Annotated in this window: 17 protein-coding genes, 1 tRNA gene and 1 riboswitch; of the genes, 10 read left to right on the plus strand and 8 right to left on the minus strand. The window is 71.5% G+C overall.

What is annotated here, in order from left to right:
- The first annotated feature begins 12 nt into the window (after positions 1–12).
- Both pstA and pstB read left to right on the plus strand, forming a co-directional pair.
- The gene (pstA, locus tag NI26_RS14245; RefSeq protein WP_066656738.1) at positions 13–1,098 is read left to right on the plus strand and encodes a phosphate ABC transporter permease PstA; all 1,086 of its coding nucleotides are present in this window, start codon (positions 13–15) and stop codon (positions 1,096–1,098) included.
- 101 nt (positions 1,099–1,199) lie between these two features.
- Positions 1,200–1,979, plus strand: a complete 780-nt coding sequence (pstB, locus tag NI26_RS14250; protein WP_066656740.1) for a phosphate ABC transporter ATP-binding protein PstB — start codon at positions 1,200–1,202, stop codon at positions 1,977–1,979.
- Positions 1,980–2,132: 153 nt separating this feature from the next.
- On the opposite strand, the gene NI26_RS14255 is transcribed toward pstB, so the two are convergent.
- The 3 genes from NI26_RS14255 to NI26_RS14265 form a co-directional block, all read right to left on the minus strand.
- A complete protein-coding gene (locus tag NI26_RS14255; protein ID WP_066656742.1) occupies positions 2,133–3,050 on the minus strand; it encodes an anti-sigma factor in 918 nt (305 codons plus the stop codon).
- Entirely contained in the window at positions 3,047–3,646 is a 600-nt protein-coding gene (locus NI26_RS14260) for a sigma-70 family RNA polymerase sigma factor (protein ID WP_066656745.1), read from the minus strand. The genes NI26_RS14255 and NI26_RS14260 overlap by 4 nt, the downstream gene beginning before the upstream one ends.
- A 759-nt stretch (positions 3,647–4,405) precedes the next feature.
- A complete protein-coding gene (locus NI26_RS14265) occupies positions 4,406–5,035 on the minus strand; it encodes a DNA-directed RNA polymerase subunit beta (protein ID WP_066658739.1) in 630 nt (209 codons plus the stop codon).
- Between the two features lie 126 nt (positions 5,036–5,161).
- Here NI26_RS14265 and NI26_RS17015 point away from each other — a divergent pair, with 126 nt between their 5' ends.
- The 3 genes from NI26_RS17015 to NI26_RS14275 all read left to right on the plus strand — a co-directional run bounded on the left by NI26_RS17015 (position 5,162) and on the right by NI26_RS14275 (position 5,950).
- On the plus strand, positions 5,162–5,323 hold the full coding sequence (locus tag NI26_RS17015) for a DUF2207 domain-containing protein (protein WP_139197360.1): 162 nt from the start codon (positions 5,162–5,164) through the stop codon (positions 5,321–5,323).
- A 53-nt stretch (positions 5,324–5,376) separates the two neighbouring features.
- Positions 5,377–5,449: transfer RNA gene (locus NI26_RS14270), tRNA-Lys, on the plus strand.
- 180 nt (positions 5,450–5,629) lie between these two features.
- The gene (locus NI26_RS14275) at positions 5,630–5,950 is read left to right on the plus strand and encodes a hypothetical protein (protein ID WP_066656746.1); all 321 of its coding nucleotides are present in this window, start codon (positions 5,630–5,632) and stop codon (positions 5,948–5,950) included.
- Positions 5,951–6,236: 286 nt separating this feature from the next.
- Here NI26_RS14275 and NI26_RS14280 read toward each other — a convergent pair whose 3' ends face one another.
- Together NI26_RS14280 and NI26_RS14285 are read right to left on the minus strand one after the other, a co-directional pair.
- Positions 6,237–7,172 carry an aldose 1-epimerase family protein gene (locus tag NI26_RS14280; protein WP_066656747.1) on the minus strand — a complete coding sequence of 312 codons (936 nt, stop codon included), beginning with the start codon at positions 7,170–7,172 and terminating at the stop codon, positions 6,237–6,239.
- Positions 7,169–8,020: a DeoR/GlpR family DNA-binding transcription regulator gene (locus NI26_RS14285; RefSeq protein ID WP_066656748.1), complete on the minus strand. Its 852-nt coding sequence runs from the start codon at positions 8,018–8,020 to the stop codon at positions 7,169–7,171. Before NI26_RS14285 ends, NI26_RS14280 begins: the two co-directional genes overlap by 4 nt.
- A gap of 64 nt (positions 8,021–8,084) precedes the next feature.
- On the opposite strand from NI26_RS14285, the gene galT reads away from it, so the two are divergent.
- Positions 8,085–9,182, plus strand: coding sequence for a galactose-1-phosphate uridylyltransferase (gene galT / locus NI26_RS14290; RefSeq protein WP_066656749.1), 1,098 nt, complete (start codon positions 8,085–8,087; stop codon positions 9,180–9,182).
- Complete coding sequence (gene galK, locus NI26_RS14295; protein ID WP_066656751.1) at positions 9,179–10,315, plus strand: galactokinase; 1,137 nt, start codon at positions 9,179–9,181, stop codon at positions 10,313–10,315. The genes galT and galK overlap by 4 nt, the downstream gene beginning before the upstream one ends.
- A gap of 159 nt (positions 10,316–10,474) precedes the next feature.
- On the opposite strand, the gene NI26_RS14300 is transcribed toward galK, so the two are convergent.
- The 3 genes from NI26_RS14300 to glyA form a co-directional block, all read right to left on the minus strand.
- Positions 10,475–10,924 (minus strand): hypothetical protein, encoded by a 450-nt coding sequence (locus tag NI26_RS14300; RefSeq protein ID WP_066656753.1) that lies wholly within the window; start codon positions 10,922–10,924, stop codon positions 10,475–10,477.
- Between the two features lie 153 nt (positions 10,925–11,077).
- The gene (locus tag NI26_RS14305) at positions 11,078–12,001 is read right to left on the minus strand and encodes a tetrahydrofolate dehydrogenase/cyclohydrolase catalytic domain-containing protein (RefSeq protein ID WP_066656755.1); all 924 of its coding nucleotides are present in this window, start codon (positions 11,999–12,001) and stop codon (positions 11,078–11,080) included.
- Entirely contained in the window at positions 11,998–13,287 is a 1,290-nt protein-coding gene (glyA, locus tag NI26_RS14310; RefSeq protein WP_374109339.1) for a serine hydroxymethyltransferase, read from the minus strand. Before glyA ends, NI26_RS14305 begins: the two co-directional genes overlap by 4 nt.
- A 51-nt stretch (positions 13,288–13,338) precedes the next feature.
- A riboswitch (ZMP/ZTP riboswitch) is annotated at positions 13,339–13,424 on the minus strand.
- Positions 13,425–13,488: 64 nt separating this feature from the next.
- Here glyA and clpS point away from each other — a divergent pair.
- From clpS to NI26_RS14325, 3 genes are all read left to right on the plus strand, one after another.
- Entirely contained in the window at positions 13,489–13,788 is a 300-nt protein-coding gene (gene clpS, locus NI26_RS14315; protein WP_066656757.1) for an ATP-dependent Clp protease adapter ClpS, read from the plus strand.
- On the plus strand, positions 13,785–14,258 hold the full coding sequence (locus NI26_RS14320) for a DUF2017 family protein (RefSeq protein WP_066656760.1): 474 nt from the start codon (positions 13,785–13,787) through the stop codon (positions 14,256–14,258). The genes clpS and NI26_RS14320 overlap by 4 nt, the downstream gene beginning before the upstream one ends.
- A 166-nt stretch (positions 14,259–14,424) precedes the next feature.
- A complete protein-coding gene (locus NI26_RS14325) occupies positions 14,425–14,844 on the plus strand; it encodes a MarR family winged helix-turn-helix transcriptional regulator (protein ID WP_066656761.1) in 420 nt (139 codons plus the stop codon).
- Positions 14,845–14,923: the final 79 nt, after the last annotated feature.

Raw genomic sequence — 14,923 nt, forward strand, 5'->3', positions numbered from 1 at the left:
AGGTCACGCCCGATGTCCCTCGCCCTCCGTCAGACCGGCACCGCCGGCAACGTCTACGCCAACGGCAAGCTGCACAAGTCCGTGCCGTGGCTCCTCCTCGTCGGCTCCTGGGTCGCCCTGGTCGCGGTCTTCGCCCTGCTGAACGCGGGCGGTGCGGTGAAGGACTTCAACGTCGTCGCCGCCCTGTTCCTCGGCACCGTCCTGTTCGACGTGCTCATCGTCGTCGTCTCGCGCATCGTCGAGGGCGGGCGCAAGGCGGTCGACCGGCTGATCACCTCGCTGGTGGTCACGGCCTTCGTCATCGCGGTGCTGCCGCTGGTGTCGCTGCTCTGGACGGTCCTGGCCGACGGCCTCGCCCGCTTCGACGCCCAGTACTTCAACTCGTCGATGCGCGGCGTCATCTCCGAGGGCGGCGGCGCACTGCACGCCCTCGTCGGGACGCTCGAGATCACGCTGTTCGCCGCGCTCATCTCCGTACCGATCGGCCTGCTCACCTCGATCTACCTGGTCGAGTACGGCAAGGGCGCCCTCGCGAAGGGCATCACCTTCTTCGTCGACGTCATGACGGGCATCCCGTCGATCGTCGCCGGTCTCTTCGCCTACTCGCTGTTCGCGCTGTTCCTCGGCCCCGGTGCCCGCTTCGGTCTCGTCGGCTCGATCGCCCTGAGCGTGCTGATGATCCCCGTGGTCGTCCGCTCCACCGAGGAGGTCCTGAAGATCGTCCCGATGGAGCTCCGCGAAGCGTCCTACGCACTCGGCGTGCCGAAGTACCTGACGATCCTCAAGGTGGTGCTGCCGACGAGCCTCGCCGGCATCACCACGGGCGTCATGCTGTCGATCGCGCGCGTCATCGGCGAGACCGCGCCGCTGCTCGTGACGGCCGGCTTCACCGCGAGCATGAACTACGACCTGTTCAAGGACCCGATGATGACGCTGCCGGTGTTCGCCTACACGCAGTACTCGCAGCAGGGCGCCAACCCGGTGCCGTTCGTCGACCGGGCCTGGACCGCGGCACTCGTCCTCATCCTCATCGTGATGGTGCTCAACCTGCTCGCCCGCTTCATCACCCGACTCTTCGCCCCCAAGCTCCCCCGCTAGCACCGAGCGCCCGCGCTCCGGCCGACAGCATCGGCCAGCACGGCCCGCCCGCGCACCGCGTCAGCGGAGCGGCAACGACCACCCACCCCGGAGGAAACCACGTGTCCAAGCGCATCGAGGTCGACGGCCTCAACGTCTACTACTCGAAGTTCAAGGCCGTCGAGGGCGTCGACATGACGATCGAGCCCCGCACCGTCACCGCCTTCATCGGCCCGTCGGGCTGCGGCAAGTCCACCTTCCTCCGCACGCTGAACCGCATGCACGAGGTCATCCCCGGCGCGTACGTCGAGGGCTCCGTCAAGATCGACGGCGACGACCTCTACGGCCAGGGCGTCGACCCCGTGCTCGTCCGCCGGCAGGTCGGCATGGTGTTCCAGCGTCCGAACCCGTTCCCCACGATGTCGATCCGCGACAACGTGCTCGCCGGCGTGAAGCTCAACAACAAGCGTGTCTCGAAGTCCGAGGCCGACGACGTCGTCGAGCGCTCGCTGCAGGGCGCGAACCTGTGGAACGAGGTCAAGGACCGCCTCGAGAAGCCCGGTATGGGCCTGTCCGGTGGGCAGCAGCAGCGGCTCTGCATCGCCCGGGCGATCGCCGTGCAGCCGGACGTCCTGCTCATGGACGAGCCCTGCTCGGCGCTCGACCCGATCTCGACCCTCGCGATCGAGGACCTGATCGAGGAGCTCAAGAAGGACTTCACGATCGTGATCGTCACGCACAACATGCAGCAGGCGTCGCGCGTCAGCGACAAGACCGCGTTCTTCAACATCGCGGGGACCGGTGCGCCCGGCAAGCTCATCGAGTTCGACGACACCGCGACGATCTTCTCGAACCCGTCGGTGCAGGCGACCGAGGACTACGTCTCGGGTCGCTTCGGGTGATCGGCACCCGGTCCGTCTCCTGACGGTCGGCCTGGAGGCCCGGCGCACGTCCGCCACGGACGGCACCGGGCCTCCGTCGTGCGCTCCACGGCCCCGCACGGACGAGCGGCGGGCAGCGGATGATCCGCTGCCCGCCGTCCGGGTGGGCTGGTGCTACGCCTGGGTCGTGGGGACGGCCATGAGCGGCGTCGAGGTCGGCTGGTCGGAGCCGCCCTCCGGCTCGACCGTCATGCCGATCGCCGCACCCGGCGTGAGCTTGCCGTCGAGGACCGCCGTGTGCACGCCGTTGCGGGCGCTGTCGACCAGACCGGCGGGGACGATCTCGCCACCCTCGGAGCCGATGTACCAGAGCTCGTACGTCTTGCCCTGCGGCGCCTGCTCGACGCCGTCGAGGATCACCGCGGACTTGCCCACGTCATGCGACCAGACCACGGTCGCGGAGCCCCCACCGGGGACCTTCGCGGTCGTGCGCTGGAAGTCGGACGCGGCGTAGATCGAGTCGAGCGTGCCGGAGGCCTGCGTGGTCCCGGGGCTGGTCCCCTCGGTCTGGCCGAAGTTCGTGCCGACGCCGAGCCCGACACCGAGGAACACCACGGCGACGGCGGCTGCGGCGGACAGGGCGGCTGCCGGACGCTGGAACCAGCGGCGGCGGGCCTTCGCGGATGCCGCACCGTCGGCGTACCCGGCGGCGTCAGCCGCTCCGAGACCGATGACGTTCCCGGTCTCGGCGACCGGCGCCGGGGCGGGAGCTGCTCCGACGACGGGCGCGGGGGACGCGGCGGAGGCGAGCGGAGCCTCCAGGCCGGCAACCGGCGCCGTGCGGTCCGTCGGCGCGGCCTGCGGGGTCCGTGCGATCTGTGCCATCAGCGACGCCTTGAGCGACGCCGGAGGGTCGATCGGTTCGACGGCGTACGCGAGCTGCAGCGCGGTCTCGCGGAGCGAGTCCGTCTCGGCCTGCAGTTCCGGCGACGTCGTCAGAGCGTGCTCGAGGAGCGCGCGCTCGTCGTCCGAGAGGGCGTCCAGGGCGTGCGACCCGGTGAGCAGGGCAGGGTCGTCGTGGCGTTCGGTCATGACGTCACCCCCATCTCGTCTCGGAGTCGGATCATCCCGTCACGGAGACGGGTCTTGACGGTGCCGATCGGGACACCGAGCCGTTCGGCCATCTCGCTGTGCGAGTAGCCGCCGTAGTACGCGAGCTGCACCGCCTGGCGTTGGAACTCGGTGAGCTTGGCGAGCGCGCGGCTGACGCGTTCGTGCTCGATCCGGATCTCGACCGACTCGGAGACCTGGTCGAAACCGGACTCCAGGTCGCGGATGCCGATCTTGGTGTCCCGGTCGTGCGACGCCTGCGATGCCCGGACCCGGTCGACCGCTCGTCGGTGGGCCATGGTGAGGACCCAGCTGGCGGCGGTGCCGCGCGAACGGTCGAAGCGGGTGGCCTGCTGCCACACCTCGAGGAAGACCTCCTGCGTGACCTCCTCGGACTGGGCGCGGTCCTTCAGCAGTCGCGTCACCAGACCGAGCACACGACCCGACAGGGCGTCGTAGAGGTCGGAGAAGGCTGCCTGGTCGCCGGAGGCGACGCGGGCGAGCAGATCGTCAGGCGACACGGGGGTGGGCTCGGTGGAGCTCCAGGCCTCGGTGTCGTGTTCCACGAGCGCAAGCATTGCAGGTTTCCCCCCTCTCGGTGGCATCGGTTCCGACATGTGCAATCACTTCGCAGGTCGGGTTCGGGTGGTTCGGATCCTCGCGGCGGTGGAGTCTGGGCGAGGGCCGCACGACCCGCAGGGAATTGACCGGCGGGTACCGGACCGGGTCGAGCGGGCCCTCGCTGTGACGTCCGCGAGGAGCGTCACACCATCTGTTCGGCACCGTCGCCCGAGCGGATTGGGCGACGTGCCCGTCCCGGGTGCAGGAACTGTGTTCGGGTCGTGTCTGCTGGTCGCCTGCTGCGCGTCCGCCCGCCCGGTGTGCAGGGTGCGGATGTGCGGTTGTGCGCTTGGGACGTCTGCGAGGCCGTGCGTACTGCGGCTGCGTGCGCTGCGGCTGCGTGTGTCCGTGACGCGCCCGACCGCGCAACGTGTCCACCGAGAGTGAACACGGCCACGTGCACAGGACGTGTCTCGTAGGATCGATCTCGCCGGGCCGCAGCAAGCCCCGGGCTCCAAAATTCGCCGCTTCGAGCGGCCTCGCGCCGAGAGGCGCTTCTGCGGCCCGGTCTTCGCATGTCCGGGGGCGGTCGGGTCAGGCCGTCCACCGTCGCAGGCCCTGCTCGTCGCCGTCCGCCGTCGCGGTCTGTCGCTGCGCCCCGCCCTCGCCCGGATGTCGCCCCGTGTGCTCAGGCGTGTGACGTCCGAGCGGGGGCGCGATCCGGCGTGGGCGGTAGCCGGTCTGGAGGCGCGGCGTCGATCCGCCCCGCCCCTCGCTCAGTCCAGGCTGTCGCGACGCCAGAGCGCCGCCGCCTCGGTCAGGTCGGCCGCGAGCTCCGTCAAGCGCAGCGCCCGACGCGTCAGCTCGCTCGCGCGGTCCCCCGCGGTCAGGTCGGCGTCGTCCGCCACCGAGGTCGCGCCCGCCGCGGTCAGCCGGCAGAACGCCGCGCCGCGGTCGAGCGCCACCGCGAGGTCCCCCGTGTAGAGGCCGTGCAGGATGTGGTCCGCCAGGGTCAGGATCTCCGCAGGACCCGTCGGCTGCTCGGCACCCGCGACGGCCTCGTCGATCGTGCCGATCCGCTCCGTGCCCCGCTCGAAGAAGTACGCGATCTCCTCCGGGTTCTGCCGGATGACGACCCGCACCAGGTAGATGCGCCACAGTGCCCCCGGGAGCGTGTGCGCGCCCACGCGGGCCCACAGCTCGGCGATCGCATCGATGCCGTGCACGTCCGTGTACGTCACGAGACGCTCGACCACCGCCGGGTCCGGGTCCTGCCGCACGCGGTGGAGCAGCGCGTTCGCCGTCTCGTGCGCGACACGGTTCACCAGTGCCGGGTCCTCGCCGCCCTGGATCGCGGCGAACTCCTGGTCGGTGAAGTGGACGGGACGGTGGTGATCGCGAGGCACCCGGCGAGTGTAGGCGCGGCCGCCGACGCCCACGTCCCCCGTTCGCCACGAACGCAACGGGGCGCGCACGGGTACCGTGCTCCGGCAGGGAGGCACTCCTCCCGGACGTTGAGAAGAGGAGACTCCATGAACGCCCTGCTCGTCATCCTGGCCGTGATCGCGGTCGTCCTGCTGTTCGTCGGTGGCTTCACCGCGAGCCTCAAGTTCCTGCTGTGGGTCGGCATCGTGCTGCTCGTCATCGCGGTGGTCATGTGGCTCCTGCGGACGCTCACCGGGCGCCGCAGCTGACCGACAGCACTGGTTCTCGTCTGGAGGCCCTCACCCGCTAGCCTTGCGGGTGAGGGCCTCTAGCTCAGTCGGTAGAGCACCGGACTTTTAATCCGAGGGTCGTGGGTTCGAGCCCCACGGGGCCCACCTCCTCTTCCGTGAGACGCCTACCGGGGTACAACTCCGTCACAGGATGTTCATGGTGCGTCTTGTGCACAGTCCAGACCCTGTTCAGCGGTTTGCCTGCACAGCGCCGATAGTGTCGTTCCCGGTCCTGATCCACGGACCGAACAGGACCGCAGCACCAGAGAACGAACGGGGTACACCGTGACCGAGCCCATCGACGCCACGCAGGCCAGCACCACCGGTGACGCGCGCCGCATCGTCGAGCTCGCCGCAGCGACGAACACCACGATGAGCAACCAGCTCCTCCTCGACACCCTCCGCCGGAACGCCCGCGTCACCACGCGGCACATCCGCACCGACTTCGTCGAGGTCGCCACCGCCACCGCCGTCCTCGGCTACGTGTGCCGGCAGGGCAAGGAGTACACGGCCCTGCGCGGCGACGACCCGGCCTGGGCACAGGAGATCGGGCGCTACGGCACGGAGTCCCTCGCGGTCGAGGCGCTGCGCATGCGCCGCGCCTGACGCACCGGAAGCACGTACGACGAAGGCCGCCCCGGACGGGGCGGCCTTCGTCGTGTCCGGAGGTCTCGTGGTCGCTCACGTGCTGCGCATGCATCTCGCGTTCGCAGGTCTCGTGCCCGCCGTCCTGGTCGCACAACGCGCCGCCCGAGATCGTTCCGGTCGCACGACGTGCCGCTGGCCGAAGACCTGAGCGGCATGTCTCGCGACCAGGAACCACGACCGGGTCCGGCCGGGTCCGGGTCCGGGTCCGGGTCCGGCAGAGCGGTCCCAGGCGAGACCGCGGCGCTCAGGACCAGACGCGGCGGATGCCCCAGGTGCCGGTCCACGACTCGTCGGGCTCGAGCCAGCGCAGGCCCTCGCCGGAGTTCAGGGCGTTCGCGGGCGCGGTCATCGGCTCCACCGCCACGGCGAGCCCGGTGCCGTCGCCGCGGGGGAACTCGCGGGACGTGAAGACCTGCACGTACGGGAACGACTCGTCCTGCCAGAGCTCGACGCCGTCGCCCTCCGGACCGTGCAGCGACGTGCGGCGCACGCCGTGCTCGTCGGCGGCGACGTCCCGGTACGCGGTGTCGAGGTCGGCGTCCCCGGCGCGCTGCCCCGATCGCAGGTCGTAGGGCGTGCCTTCGACGGACACCGTGCCGTCCGGGATCTTGTGCTCGTCGACCGTGAACGCCGTGGCGGCGTCGAGCGTGACGACGAGGTCCTCGGCGGGGGTGTCACCCGCACGCAGGTACGGGTGCGCGCCGACCGCGAACGGAGCGCGGACGCCGGAGCGGTTGACGACGGTGTGGGTCACCCGGATCCCGTCGTCGACGAGCTCGTGGTGCACGCGGGTCTCGAGCGTGAAGGGCCAGCCGTGCTGCGGGTGGATCGTCGCCTGCTGTTCGATCGACGACCCGGTCTGCGACACCACGCGGTACGGCGAGAACCGCAGCAGCCCGTGCGAGGCGTTGCCGTACTTGGGCTCGGAGACGTCCAGCTGCTGCCGCTTCCCGTCGAGCTCCCAGACGGCACCGGCGACGCGGTTCGGCCACGGCACGAGCACGATGCCGTCGGCGCCCGGCGGCAGCGACGTCACCGGGAACGGCTCGGTCAGGTCGAACCCGGCGACCCGGAGCTCCCGGATCCCCGCGGCGACCTCGGTGACGACGGCCTCGACGACCCCGTCCGGTCCTGCGTGCCGGAGGTGGTACTGCCCTCCGGTGGGTGCTGCTGCGGTCATGGCTGCGACTTCCTTCCGTCTGGTGCTGCACGGCCGTCCTCGTCCGCCACGACCACCTCGACGCCGGCCGCCCGGATCGGAGCGACCGCGTCCGCCGTGACCCCGGCGGTGACGACGACGTCGATGTCCTCGAGCGGACGGACGACACCGAGGTGGGCCCGGCCGAACTTCGAGCCGTCCGCCACCACGACGGTACGCCGGGCCGCGGCGGCGAGCATCCGCTTCGCCTCGGTCTCGGGCAGGTTCACGTTCGTCAGGCCGTGGCCGACGTCGAGTCCCGTCCCCCCGAGGAACACCAGGTCGGCGGCGATCATCGGCAGCACGGCACCCATGAACGGCGCGACGAGGGAGTGCTGCAGCGGCCGGAGGGTGCCACCGGTGACGACGACGGTGAAGCGCGGGACCGCCCGCTCGAGCGCGAGTGCGGTGGTGAGCGAGTTCGTGACGACGGTGACGTCGACCAGGTCGGACCGCGCGACCAGGGCCTCCGCGACCGCTGCGGGCGTGGTGCCGACGTCGAGCACGACGCACTGCCCCGACCGGACCAGGTCGGCCGCAGCGCGGCCGATCGCGGCCTTCGCCACCTGGTGCTCGACGGCGGTCTCCTCGAAGGGGCGCTCGGTGGAACCGACCCCGAGGCGGACCGCACCGCCGCGCACCCGCCGGATGCGGGCCTCCTGGTCGAGCAGGGCGAGGTCCTGGCGGACGGTCACCTCGCTCGTGCCCAGCGCCGCCGCGAGGGCGGCGGTCCGGACCAGCCCGGGCGCGCCCTCGACGATGGAGACGATGCGGTCCTGCCGCAGCGGCGCGGGCAGCGACCCGGCGAGGAAGGAGAGGTCGTCGTCCACGGCACGAGTTTCGCGCACTTACGGAGCCTTTCGCAACGCTTCACGAGCGCGGTAGGGTGGGTCGGTGATCACCAAGCGCGTGACGACGCTCGCCGACGGCCGCGAGCTCATCTACTTCGACGACGCCGACACGCAGCTGCCCGCCGAGCGCAGCATCGACCAGCGTGTCCTCGACCCCCGACCGGAGACGGCTCGGATGCGGCAGGACGTCCTGACCGGCGAGTGGGTGTCCATCGCGGCGAGCCGGCAGAACCGCGTGTTCCTGCCGCCGGCCGACCAGGACCCGCTCGCGCCGCAGACCGCCGCGAACCCGTCGGAGATCCCGAGCCGCTACGACGTCGCGGTGTTCGAGAACCGCTCGCCGTCGTTCGGGCCCCTGCTCGAGGCCGAGGACGGCCCGGAGTCCCTCGAGTCCCTGTCCGACGTCGGCCTCAACCGCCAGCTCCGGAGCGTCGGTCGCTGCGAGGTCGTGTGCTTCTCCCCCGAGACGAGCGGCTCGTTCGCCTCGATCAGCGAGTCGCGCGCCCGCACCGTGGTCGAGGCCTGGGCGGACCGCACCGCGGCGCTGTCGGCGATGCCCGGCATCCAGCAGGTGTTCCCGTTCGAGAACCGGGGCGAGGCGATCGGCGTCACGCTGCACCACCCGCACGGGCAGATCTACTCGTACCCGTACGTCACGCCCCGCACGCAGCGGCTCCTCGCGTCGATCGAGCGCTTCGGTCCCGACCTGTTCGAGCAGCACCTCGCGAACGAGCGCGTCTCCGAGCGCGTGGTGCTGCAGGGCGAGCACTTCACCGCATTCGTGCCGTTCGCAGCACGCTGGCCGATCGAGATCCACATGCTGCCGCACCGGCACGTCCCCGACTTCGCCGGCCTGACCGACGCCGAGAAGGACGAGCTGGCGCACATGCACCTGCGGCTCACCCGCGGGCTCGACGCGCTCTACGACACCCCGACGCCGTACATCGCGGCGTGGCACCAGGCGCCGGTGCACACTGCGCGGGACACCGTGCGGCTCATGCTGCAGATCACGTCCCCGCGTCGCGCGGCGGACAAGCTCAAGTTCCTGGCCGGCAGCGAGGCCGCCATGGGCGCCTGGATCGGGGACCTCGTGCCCGAGAAGGCGGCCGAGTTCATCCGAGGAGGGATCGAACGCGCATGACGTTCCAGCAGGTCTACGGGTACGAGCCGGCGGTGCGGTACTCCGCTCCCGGCCGCGTCAACCTGATCGGTGAGCACACCGACTACAACGACGGCTACGTGCTGCCGTTCGCGATCGACCGCCGGACGGTGGCGTCGATCGCGCAGCGCGACGACCGGCTGATCCGGGTCGCGTCGGCCTTCGAGCCCGACACGGTGCACGAGCTCTCGCTCGACGCGCTGTCACCGGAGAACATGGAGGGCTGGTCCGCCTACGTCTTCGGCATCGCCTGGGCGCTGCGCGAGCAGGCGGGTGCGGACCTGTCGGACAAGACCGGCTTCGACGTCTTCATCGAGTCGGACGTCCCGGTCGGCGCCGGCCTGTCGTCGAGCGCCGCGATCGAGTGCGGCGTCGCGCTGGCCTTCACCGACCTGTGGGAGCTCGGCCTCGACCGCAAGGCACTCGCCCGCGTCGGGCAGTACTCCGAGAACCACGCCGTCGGCGCCCCGACCGGCATCATGGACCAGTCCGCCTCGTTGCTCGGTGAGCAGGACGCGGTCGTCTTCCTCGACTGCCGCACGCTCGACACCGCCGTGGTCGACCTCGCGCTCGAGGCCAACGGCCTCGAGGTCCTCGTCATCGACACCCGCGTCGAGCACGCCCACGCGACGGGCGGCTACAAGGCCCGGCGCGACTCGTGCGAGCGCGGCGCTGCGGCCATGGGCGCCGAGGCACTCCGCGACGTCGCCGTCGAGGACCTGCCCCGCGCACAGGAACTCCTCGACGACGAGACCTTCCGACGGGTCCGGCACATCGTCACCGAGGACCAGCGGGTCCTCGACACGGTGCGCACGCTCCGCGAGCAGGGTCCGCGCGCGATCGGCGAGCTGCTCGTCGCCTCGCACGCATCGATGCGCGACGACTTCGAGATCTCGGTGCCGGAGCTCGACCTGGCGGTCGAGACGGCGATGGCGCACGGCGCTGTCGGCGCACGCATGACCGGTGGCGGCTTCGGCGGTGCGGCGATCGCGCTGGTCGACCGGGAGGCCCGTGGCGCGATCACGGACGCCGTCATGTCCGCCTTCGCCTCGGCCGGGTACCGCGAGCCCACCGTGTTCACGGTGCACGCCGCGCAGGGCGCCCGGCGCGACTGACGCGCGGCAGCGCGTCGCGCTTCCGCACAACCGGAAGCGGCTCGCGCCACGGAGTCCCGTGGCGCGAGCCGCTTCTCGTTGTGCGGGGCCAGGACGGTCTGCAGCGAGCGCTGCACGCTGCACGGCCACGAGCGGCCGACCGGCCCGCCGGCCCGCCGGTCAGCCTCCGTAGTCGGCGTACCGCGTCGTCTCGACGACGTTCCCGAGCACGAACGGGTGCGTCCGACCGTGCTCGACGGCCCACTGCACCCACGCCGTCTGCACGGGCATGAGCAGCCACACCGCCACGGTGACGCCGAGCACGCCGGCGAGGGTGAGTCCCATCACGGTGTGCTCGTCGAACCGGCTCGCGCCTCGGCGGGCGACCGCGACGGCGAACCCGACGAGGGCGATGCCGACGGTCAGGAGCGTCGTCCCGAGGGCCGGCGACGACCGGAAGTCGAACTCCTGCCCGGCGTGGACGAAGGTCGTGCTCCAGCTCGAGCCGGGCTGCTGGAACAGGATGCAGAGCACCACGATGAGGACCAGCCAGCGGGCGTCCTTCGTGAGCTGCGACGGCTCGGGCCGCGGGCGCAGCACCGGTTCGGTCAGCTGTCGTTCATCCCCCATGGCGTGACCGTAGCACCGCGGGAGGCGCGTGGCGGGGGTGATCCGCGCCTCCCGTCCGAAGCCGCACACCGAGACTCGGCCGAGCGGACAGTTTCGTCCTGCACAGGGGACGGAAGTGTCCGCCTGGCCGAGTCTCGGTCGACCGGGCTCGCGCTACCGCAGGTGGCGCTCGGCGGCCTCGACGACGTTCTTCATGAGCATCGCGCGGGTCATCGGCCCGACCCCGCCCGGCGTGGGCGACAGGAACCCGGCGACGGACGCCACGGCGGGGTCGACGTCGCCGCGCAGCTTTGCCTTGCCCGTCTCCGGGGAGACGACGCGGCTGATGCCCACGTCGATGACCGCAGCACCCGGCTTGACCCAGTCCGGCTGCACGAGCCCGGCGACCCCGGCCGCGGCGACGATGATGTCGGCGCGACGGCACTCGGCGGCGACGTCCTCGGTCAGCGAGTGCGTGAGGGTGGCGGTCGCCTCGAGCCGGGTGAGCAGCAGGCCGAGCGGACGACCGACCGTCAGGCCCTGCCCGATGATCGTCACGTGCTGCCCGCGGATCGGGACGTCGTAGGCCTCGAGCATCGCGACGATGCCCCGCGGGGTGCACGGCAGCGGGGCGTCGATCGTGCCGGCCCCACCGGGCACGGCGAGCACGAGCTCACCGAGGTTCGTCGGGTGCAGGCCGTCGGCGTCCTTCGCCGGGTTCATCAGCTCGAGCATCGGGATCGGGTCGATGCCCTGCGGCAGCGGGAGCTGCACGATGAACGCGGTGACCCGAGGGTCGTCGTTCATCTGCAGGATCGCGGCGCGGATGTCGGCAGCCGAAGCGGTCTCCGGGAGGTCGATGCGGACCGAGTCGAGCCCGATCTGTGCCGAGTCCTTGTGCTTGCCGGCGACGTACGACACCGACCCCGGGTTCGCGCCGACCATGATCGTGCCGAGCCCGGGCCGGAACCCGTGGTCGTGCAGGCGGTCGATGCGGACCTTCAGGTCGTCGAGCGTGCGCGCGGCGAGGGCGGTGCCGTCGATACGGACGGCACTGCCCTCCCCCGCCCAGCGCTCACGTGGGAGCGCGGCGCTCACGCGTACAGGGGGAACGCGTCGGTCAGGGCCTTCACCCGTGCCGAGAGCGCTGCGATGTCCGGGTTCGGCATGAGCGTCAGCGCGATGATGTCGGCCACCTCGGTGAACTCGGCGTCGCCGAAGCCGCGGGTCGCCAGCGCCGGGGTGCCGATGCGGACACCGGAGGTGACCATCGGCGGGCGCGGGTCGAAGGGGACGGAGTTGCGGTTGACGGTGATGCCGACCTCGTGCAGCAGGTCCTCGGCCTGCTTGCCGTCGACCTCGGACTCACGGAGGTCGACGAGCACCAGGTGCACGTCGGTGCCACCGGTGAGGACGTCGATGCCGGCGGCCTTCGCGTCGGGCTGCGTGAGCCGGTCCGCCAGCAGGCGGGCACCGCGCAGCGTGCGCTCCTGGCGGTCCTTGAACTCCGGCTGGCCGGCGAGCAGGAACGCGGTGGCCTTCGCGGCGATCACGTGCATGAGCGGACCGCCCTGCTGGCCCGGGAACACCGCGGAGTTCAGCTTCTTGAAGAGCGACTCCTCGTTGGACAGGATGATGCCCGAGCGGGGACCGGCGAGCGTCTTGTGCACCGTCGACGACACGACGTGGGCGTGCGGCAGGGGCGACGGGTGCAGGCCCGCGGCGACGAGCCCGGCGAAGTGCGCCATGTCCACCCAGAGCGTCGCGCCGACCTCGTCCGCGATCTCGCGGAACTTCGCGAAGTCGAGCTGGCGGGGGTACGCCGACCAGCCGGCGATGAGGACCTTCGGCTGGTGCTCGATGGCCTTCGCACGGATGTCGTCGTAGTCGACCTCGAACGTCTCCGGGTCGACGCCGTAGGACACCGCGTTGTAGATGCGGCCGGAGAAGTTGAGCTTCATGCCGTGCGTCAGGTGACCGCCGTGGGCGAGCTCGAGGCCGAGGATCGTGTCCCCGGCGGAGGCGATGGCGTGCAGCACCGCGGCGTTCGCGCTCGCGCCGGAGTGCGGCTGCACGTTCGCGTAGGCGGCACCGAACAGGGCCTTCGCCCGGTCGATGGCGAGCTGCTCGGCGACGTCGACGAACTCGCAGCCGCCGTAGTAGCGCTTGCCCGGGTAGCCCTCGGCGTACTTGTTCGTCAGGACGGAGCCCTGCGACTCGAGGACGGCGCGCGGGACGAAGTTCTCGGACGCGATCATCTCGAGGGTGTCGCGCTGGCGGCCGAGCTCGTTCTGCAGCACGGCGGCGATCTCGGGGTCGACCTCGGCGAGCGGGGCGTTGAACGTGGACTGCGCGGTGGCAGGCGTCAGATCGGTGATGGACACGGGACTCCTCGTTGTCTGAGTCGCCGCGCGGACGCGACGAGGTGGACGGGTGGGCGCGGCCCAGGCGTACGGCCGCGCTCCGTGTCAGGTGTCGCTCCCCGATGGTGACCCATCCAACGCCAGTCGCGACCCGTCGATCGTACCGAGCGCGCACGTTCGTGTCACCCTTGGGGACATGCACCCGAGCATCCCCGTCGACGCATGACGCTGATCAGCCCCGACGTCGAGGAGCGCACCGACCTCGCCGCGCGCCTCGACGTGCCGTGGGTCACCGTGGTCTGGGACGACCCGGTGAACCTGATGTCCTACGTCACCTACGTCTTCCAGAGCTACTTCGGCTTCTCGCACGCCCGCGCCGAGCGACTCATGCGCCAGGTGCACGACGACGGCCGGGCGATCGTCGCGACCGGCGCCCGCGAGGCCATGGAGCGCCACGTCGAGGCCATGCACGGCTACGGCCTGCAGGCCACCGTCGACCGCGCGGCGGGACCGGACGCGTGATCCCCTTCAGCCGGCGCCAGGACGGTGTGCACCTCGCGATGTCCGAGGGTGAGCGCGCCGTCCTCACGTCGCTCACCGAACAGCTGCAACAGGTGCTCGGCGGTGACCTCGCGTCCGACCCCGTCGCCGCGCGGATGTTCCCGGACGCCTACCCGTCGGACACCGAGGCGAGCGACGAGTTCCGCCGTTGGACGCAGGCGGACCTGCTCACCCAGAAGACCGCGAACGCCGACGTCGTGCACGACTGGCTGACCGGTGCGCGGGACGGCGCGATGACCCCGCCGGACGAGCAGGCCTGGCTGCGGTGCCTCACCGACCTGCGGCTGACGATCGCGGAGCGGCTCGGCATCACCGACGCCGCGTCGGAGGAGGCCTCGTCCTCCGGGGACGCCGGCCTCGGCCTGCGCGACGTCTACGACTGGATCGGGTACGTGCAGGAACACCTCGTCACGACCCTCACCACCCGCTGACGGGACGGCCGGGAGGCGCGGCGCACGTTCCGCCTCGTCCGCCCCGGCCCGTCAGCTGGTCGCGGTGGTCGCGGTGGTCGCGCATCCGGGCGAGCAACGCGGGGACGGCACCGTCTGATCAGAAGGCAACCTTGCAAGGCGCCCTGTTCAGTCGTACTGTTCCACCGTGGAACCGATCGACACGCTCGCAGACGACCTGCTGACCCTGCACGGTCGCATCCGCCGCACCATGCTCGCCGGGAAGGCCGACGAGGTCACCGCGTCCCAGACCGCCGCGCTCGGTCGGCTCCTGCGCCACGGCGAGAGCACCGTCGCCGACCTCGCGCGCGCCGAGGGGGTCCGCCCGCAGTCGATGGGCGCGACCGTGCAGGCCCTCGTCGACCTCGGGCTCGCCGAGCGTCGACCCGACCCGACGGACGGCCGCCGCACGCTCGTCCGGGCCACGGAGACGGGCTCCCGAGCCCGCGCCGATGCGTGGACCACCCGGACCCGGGTGCTCGCGGATCGTCTCGCCGCGCTGCCCGACGAGGACCGGATGACGGTCGCGCGCGCCCTCGCGATCCTCACGCCGCTCACCGACGACTGACCCCAGGAAGAAGCCCACCACGTCCACGTCGACCTCCCCCGTCCCGACCGTCCCCGACGCCGGCACCACCGGCGGCAGC

It is taken from the genome of Curtobacterium sp. MR_MD2014 (assembly GCF_000772085.1).
In the GTDB taxonomy this organism is placed as follows: domain Bacteria; phylum Actinomycetota; class Actinomycetes; order Actinomycetales; family Microbacteriaceae; genus Curtobacterium.